General features: G+C 46.2%; 7 protein-coding genes. 1 reads left to right on the forward strand and 6 read right to left on the reverse strand.

Annotated features, from left to right (window positions below; translation table 11 throughout):
* Positions 1 to 51: 51 nt before the first annotated feature.
* From ACTIE6_RS12305 to ACTIE6_RS12330, 6 genes are all read right to left on the reverse strand, one after another.
* Positions 52 to 351: a hypothetical protein gene (locus tag ACTIE6_RS12305; protein ID WP_439556921.1), complete on the reverse strand. Its 300-nt coding sequence runs from the start codon at positions 349 to 351 to the stop codon at positions 52 to 54.
* 212 nt (positions 352 to 563) lie between these two features.
* The gene (locus ACTIE6_RS12310) at positions 564 to 863 is read right to left on the reverse strand and encodes a Dabb family protein (protein ID WP_439556922.1); all 300 of its coding nucleotides are present in this window, start codon (positions 861 to 863) and stop codon (positions 564 to 566) included.
* Positions 864 to 889: 26 nt separating this feature from the next.
* Positions 890 to 1,981 carry a sensor histidine kinase gene (locus ACTIE6_RS12315; RefSeq protein ID WP_439556923.1) on the reverse strand — a complete coding sequence of 364 codons (1,092 nt, stop codon included), beginning with the start codon at positions 1,979 to 1,981 and terminating at the stop codon, positions 890 to 892.
* A 113-nt stretch (positions 1,982 to 2,094) separates the two neighbouring features.
* Positions 2,095 to 3,369 carry a Glu/Leu/Phe/Val family dehydrogenase gene (locus tag ACTIE6_RS12320; RefSeq protein ID WP_439556924.1) on the reverse strand — a complete coding sequence of 425 codons (1,275 nt, stop codon included), beginning with the start codon at positions 3,367 to 3,369 and terminating at the stop codon, positions 2,095 to 2,097.
* Positions 3,370 to 3,640: 271 nt separating this feature from the next.
* Positions 3,641 to 4,357, reverse strand: coding sequence for a LytR/AlgR family response regulator transcription factor (locus ACTIE6_RS12325; protein WP_439556925.1), 717 nt, complete (start codon positions 4,355 to 4,357; stop codon positions 3,641 to 3,643).
* 1 nt (position 4,358) lies between these two features.
* Positions 4,359 to 5,399, reverse strand: coding sequence for a sensor histidine kinase (locus ACTIE6_RS12330; RefSeq protein ID WP_439556926.1), 1,041 nt, complete (start codon positions 5,397 to 5,399; stop codon positions 4,359 to 4,361).
* A 234-nt stretch (positions 5,400 to 5,633) separates the two neighbouring features.
* On the opposite strand from ACTIE6_RS12330, the gene ACTIE6_RS12335 reads away from it, so the two are divergent.
* Positions 5,634 to 6,033: carboxypeptidase-like regulatory domain-containing protein (locus ACTIE6_RS12335; RefSeq protein WP_439556927.1), on the forward strand; the 400-nt coding region annotated here is incomplete at its 3' end.

Below are 6,033 nucleotides of genomic sequence, written 5' to 3' on the forward strand. Positions count from 1 at the left end.
AGTTGTCTCCGGCTTCCGGCCTGTTTGATTAAGGCTTAAAAAATGGTTACGTCATCTTGGTCCCCTGGTCCTGTTTCCATGACCATAATGGTTGCCCCGGTTATACTGACGTCTGTATACTCTATCATTTTGTCGGCTTGGTCTGTAACGGTCCGCATGTATTACCCGGCGTTGCGGCTGCACAACCACTACGCGTGGCGGCGGAGCTGGTGCGCGGTAATAATACCGATGCCCGTGCCTGTAACCATAATCATAGCCCGGGTTGTACGATCCGCGGTAGGTACAGGATGAAATGCTTATTGCTGCAATAATCGTTACGATTACCGACAACACGACTCTGTTTGTCCTCATGGCTTCGTTCGTTTTGTGCTTTCTTTAAAACGATCTCACCCCGGGAATAGTGCCATCGGGAAGCTGGCAAACGTGCTGTCAGATAAGTTATCCACAGTGTAGATAACTCGTAAATGCAGGTTAAAGCGCTGTAATTGCGGTTACTGTGGATTTGTTAACAGGTTATCCACATACTTGCTGTGGATAACTTGTTAACAAATGTTTGCATTCGATTATGCCTCTACATCGTAGATCAGCACGCGCTCCCAAAGGTGTGCATTCTCTTCGACGAACTTTTTGTGAAGTGGGTGAACCTGGTACACATCGTGTGCGGCTTCGTCTGCAAAGACCAGGATTTCGGCAAAGTCGTAAGTGGCGTCAATGACCGGGCGACGTGTTGCGGCTGGGGTTCCGATGTAAACGGATTCGATAGATTCGATCGCTTCAAGGGATTTGATACCTGCCAGAAGTTGCTCGCGCGCCTCCGCATTATCTTTTTCTTTCAGCCAAAAAAATACGTTGTGTACAAACATGGATAATGGTTTATGGATTTGAAATGTTAAGAATTCAACTGAGCTGTTATTTCTTCCTCACCTGCCTCGGTGTGTGTGTTACCAAAGGCTTTTTCAAGTTTGAATGAGAAAGTCGTTCCTTTCTCGGGTTTTGACATCACTGCAATTTTGGTGTTATGCGCATTCAGAATGTGCTTTACAATCGCCAATCCCAAACCGGTGCCTCCGATTTCCTTGCTCCGACTCTTGTCTACCCGATAGAAACGCTCAAATATACGGTTCAAATGTTCATGTGGGATACCCGGGCCGGTATCTCTCACAGCCACTTCCATGTATTTTTTGCCTTCACTAAAATGTACCACCACTTTTCCGCCCTCATTCCCGTATTTAATCGCATTCTCAATCAGGTTGAGCATCACCTGTTCCATCCGGTCTGCATCGGCCATTACCCATACTTCCGGTAATTCGTCAGGTTTTACTTTCAGTACTACATTCCGGGATTTTGCTATATTTTCGAGCCGACCGAAAATGTTGATTGTCATCTGGCGAATGTCGGTAGGCAGCAGGTTCATCTTGATATCGCCGGTTTCCATCTGGGACAAAACCAGCAAATCTTTCACGAGTACATCGAGGCTATCAAGGTTATTGGCTGCTTTGCGGAGAAATCTTTCACGCACGTTTTCATCGTCCATTGCACCGTCGAGCAGGGTGTGTATAAATCCCTGTGCTGCGAAAATGGGCGTTTTGAATTCATGAGAAACATCGGCCAGGAACTCTCTTCTGAACAATTCCAGCTTTTTCAGCTCGTCGATTTCCTTTTGTTTTTTGGTTACATAAACAAAAATTTCATCGTTGATCGTTTTGAGCGGGTTTGATTCCTGGATCAGCTTTTTGCGCGGCACCATATTGAAGTCGCGCATTTTAAGCTTGTGAATCGTGCGGTACATTTTGTTCACTTCCCGGAAAACCAGGATGTCGACGGCATATAATACGAGGAAGAAGGAGGAAATGAATGAGGCAATCGCCACGACGAACATCATACTCTTCGACACACCGTCTACAAATGCAAGGAATGTAGTGGTAATGAGCGAGATAAGGAACGCGAGAATAAGTGCGATAAAACGCGGACTGAGTGACATACGAGCTGCTTTGTTGCCTTAAAGTTAACATTTCTGACTTTAAGAAGATGCAGCAGCGGGGTTTGTTAATGTTGGGGTAATGTGGGAGCACTTGGCCCCCACGCGCCCGGCCTTTAAAATCCTCCTCTAAATTTATATGTACTGGAAACCTTGTCGATCGCTACGATGTAGGCGGCGATACGCAGGGATACTTTGTGTTTTTGGGAAATTTCGTAGACTTTATCGAATGAATCTTTCATGATCCGGTCAGTCCGGCGGTTGATCCTTTCCAGTGTCCATTTGTAACCAATGCGGTTTTGTACCCACTCAAAATAGGATACAGTCACGCCGCCTGCATTGGCGAGAATATCGGGCACGACCATAATCCCTTTTTCATTGATGATATCGTCGGCTTTGGAAGAGGTAGGTCCATTGGCACCTTCTACAATCATTTTTGCCTGGATACCGGACACATTCTTGCGGGTAATTACGTCTTCTTTGGCAGCTGGTACCAGCACGTCGACAGGTAATGTGAGCAGATCGTCTCCCGGGATAAGTTCTGCGCCGGCAAAACCTTCTAGCGAGCCTTTGTTGCTGTCGCGGTAAGCTACTGCGGCGGCAATGTCAATTCCTTTATCGTTGTAATAAGCCCCTGAAATGTCGCTGACCGCGTGAATTGCTACGCCACGGTCGCGTAAAAGGGCAGCAGCGTGAGAGCCTACATTGCCAAATCCCTGCACAGCTGCGGTAGCGCGGTAAGGATTGATACGCAACTTTTCCATACCCGCCAGCGCCGAAACCATTACACCGCGACCGGTTGCTTCGGTGCGGCCCAGCGAGCCGCCGAGTACGAGCGGTTTTCCGGTCACGACTGCCGGAATCGTCATTCCTTTCGATTTGGAATATTCGTCCATTAACCAAGCCATTTCTCTTGGGCCGGTTCCCATATCCGGGGCCGGGATATCCTGGTCGGGACCGAAAACGTCGAGCAATGCAGTAGTATAAGCACGCATCAAACGTTCGATTTCGCCGGCTGACATTTCGCGCGGGTTACAAGCTACTCCGCCTTTTGCGCCGCCGTAAGGAATATCAACTACTGCGCATTTCCACGTCATCCAAGCGGCTAATGCGCGCACTTCGTCGAGGTTTACGTCGGGATCAAAACGGATACCGCCTTTGCTGGGGCCCAAAATCGTAGAGTGGATTACGCGGTAACCTTCGAAGGTGCGGATTTCACCGGAGTCCATTGTGACGGGTAAACCGACGATCACCTGTTTGCGGGGTACTTTCAATATGTGGTACATTTCTTCGGATATTCCTAGAATTTCCACCGCCTTATCAAATCGCTGCATCATTGACTCCAAAGGATTTTCTTTGTCCTTAATGGGAGCCGGTTCTATATATGACATATTCTAACTTATTGAAATTAAGTATGTTAATGAATAATGTGTATTTAACAACACAAACATACAGGATTTGTTCACATAAAAACAAAAAACTAAAATTTCTTGAAATAGTATAATAACTCAGAGAAAGTAGATTGTTTTATGCTAGTTATAATGCCAGAATAAATTGCTGGTAAGAGCTGGTAATCCCAAATTTGATGTATGGATTTGGCACGAATGTGAAATGAAGAAAGTAGCCAATTTTCGAGATATTTTTTGCAAAAATGTCAGCCGGTCAGGAACTCAGCCCAAGCTCTTTCAGCAAACCTTCCCGATAGCTGGTTCCGATTGGGAACTCGGTTTGGTTGAGGAAAATGCGGTTGCCTTCGATGTGGCTGATCTTTGATTTGTTTACGATGAAGGAGCGGTGAATGCGGATGAAAGTGCTTTTCGGCAGCAATTCTTCGAAGTTCGAGAATGTCATAGCCGGGAGCAGGGTGGTGTTTGTGAGGACAATTTTGATGTAGTTACCACTGGCTTCCGCGTAAAGCAGGTCATTAAACGGGATTTTGAAAATTTTACCGTCGGTTTTTATGAAAATAAAATCATCAGGCTTCTGAGCAGAAATCTCGGAAACCGGCGCGCTATTTGGCTGCAACCGGTCCATTGCCTTGTCGACTGCCACTACAAAACGTTCCAGCGAAAAAGGTTTCAGTAAATAATCACAGGCTGAAAGTTCGAATGCATCGAGCGCGTATTCGCGGTAGGCGGTCGTGAAAATGACCTGCGGCGGGTTTTTAAGCGTTTTCAGAAAGGTAACTCCGTCCATCACCGGCATGTTGATATCCAGGAACAGAATATCTACTTTTTGCTCAAACAAAACTGGCTTGATTTCCAGCGCATTGCCCAGAGAACCAAGCACGTTCAGATAGGGAAAATGCGCGCAGTATGTTTTGAGGATATCCCGCGCGATAGGCTCGTCGTCGACAATGAGGCAATTGGTTTTCTGCATGTTAGTGCGCATTAAGTCTTAGAATGACCTGGTAAGAGTCGGGCTCTTCCTTAATCGTCAGTTCGTGTGCATTCGGATAAAGCAGTTCGAGACGCTTTTTTACATTAGGCAGTCCGAAACCGCTGTTTTTTTCAAAAATCTTTACTTCCTCTTTCGCGGGTCCACGCGAATTTTTGACAGAAAACAAGATCAGTCCATTCCAGGTTTTGATGGAAATATCAATGTAAATCTTCTCGTCGGTCGTGTTTTTGGAGTGTTTAAACGCATTTTCTACAAAAACGATCAGCAGCATTGGCGCGATCTGCATTTGTGTATCGCCGATTTTTTCAATATCTGTAACCAGTTCCAACCGTTCGCCAATCCTGATTTTTTCAAAATCGATGTAGTTCTCGATATAAGCCAGTTCATCTTTGAGCGGGACAAACATTTCACTCGCATCGTAAACGGAGTAGCGCAGCAAATCAGCCAGTTTGAGCAGCAGAGGCGGGATTTTTTCGTGCTGGGTGATAGACAATCCGTACAGGTTGTTCAATGTATTAAACAAAAAATGCGGGCTTAACTGCGATTGGAGCAAATGCAGCTCGCTTTTACTATGCGCCGCCTGGCTCCGGGCTTCCTGTAACTCGTTGAAACCAATGGCGCGTAAAAGTTTAACAACCATCCCCAGTGTGATACTGATCGTCATAAATAGTATCCAACCCAGCAGAACATTGAACGCACGTGAGCTATCATCGCTGAATTCAAATTGGATCATCAGTCCTATGTTGCTGATTACCAGAACTGAAAGAGTGCCAAGTAGTAATTTCTGTGGTTTCTTAATCCTCACTGTCGCCAACTCGGCAAGGTATCTGCCGGTAAATACGCCGCCCAGGAAAAATGCGGTTAACGCGGCGGCTATTGCTTCGTCACCATTGATACCCAACGTATTTGCGAAAAAATTCATCGCTACCCAGATCGGCCCGGCGGCGCAGGCAGAGAGGAAAATGTATTTATCCCGCGTTGAAAAACCGGTTTTTGTCCAGATATCCGTTTTCGTTTCCATTTCGACGTGTCATTTTATGAGATCACAAAAGTGCATTTCGTGATCTGGCATCTCAAATCCTCCTGCCGGACGCACCGCAATTCCTGACAGAATGCAGGAATATCCCTTCCAATCATTTCGACCCGCTGTTTGCAGCGTCTGTCAGCCATTTGGGAAGTTACGACACTATTATTTTCTGTCGCCTGCACTGCTTTAAATATTTGCTTCATCAAAACACTTTCAAATTGATGAGCCATGAAAACGATAAGCAGATTTTTAATCATTTTACTTTTAACCAACCGGCTGTTTGCCCAGGCGCCGCTGAATTCCATTTCGGGAACGGTGAAAGATATCCATAATGAAGTGTTACCCGGCGTAACTGTCCGCGTGGTGAGGGTGCCGGATTCGGTTTTTGTCAAAGGCGAGATTACGAATGTCGAGGGTAAATTTCAGGTTAATGCATTGGAAAACGGGACTTACCTGCTGGCTATCTCAGCGCTGGGCCAGAAAGCATTTACGAGCCTGCCGATGACGCTTGATAGTGCGCATAAATCCGTTGTGCTGCCGGTGATCATTCTGCTTCCTGCCAAAAATATTGAGCTGAAAGAAGTTACGGTAAAAGCGAAAAAGCCGCTTATAGAGCATGAAATTGACC

Origin of the sequence: Dyadobacter sp., assembly GCF_051859145.1 — a bacterium.
GTDB lineage: Bacteria > Bacteroidota > Bacteroidia > Cytophagales > Spirosomataceae > Dyadobacter.

What these genes read in the sequence shown, in the direction of transcription:
- ACTIE6_RS12305 (WP_439556921.1), bottom strand. Translation starts at nt 351, where the DNA reads ATGAGGACAAACAGAGTCGTGTTGTCGGTAATCGTAACGATTATTGCA.
- ACTIE6_RS12310 (WP_439556922.1), bottom strand. Translation starts at nt 863, where the DNA reads ATGTTTGTACACAACGTATTTTTTTGGCTGAAAGAAAAAGATAATGCG.
- ACTIE6_RS12315 (WP_439556923.1), bottom strand. Translation starts at nt 1,981, where the DNA reads ATGTCACTCAGTCCGCGTTTTATCGCACTTATTCTCGCGTTCCTTATC.
- ACTIE6_RS12320 (WP_439556924.1), bottom strand. Translation starts at nt 3,369, where the DNA reads ATGTCATATATAGAACCGGCTCCCATTAAGGACAAAGAAAATCCTTTG.
- ACTIE6_RS12325 (WP_439556925.1), bottom strand. Translation starts at nt 4,357, where the DNA reads ATGCAGAAAACCAATTGCCTCATTGTCGACGACGAGCCTATCGCGCGG.
- ACTIE6_RS12330 (WP_439556926.1), bottom strand. Translation starts at nt 5,399, where the DNA reads ATGGAAACGAAAACGGATATCTGGACAAAAACCGGTTTTTCAACGCGG.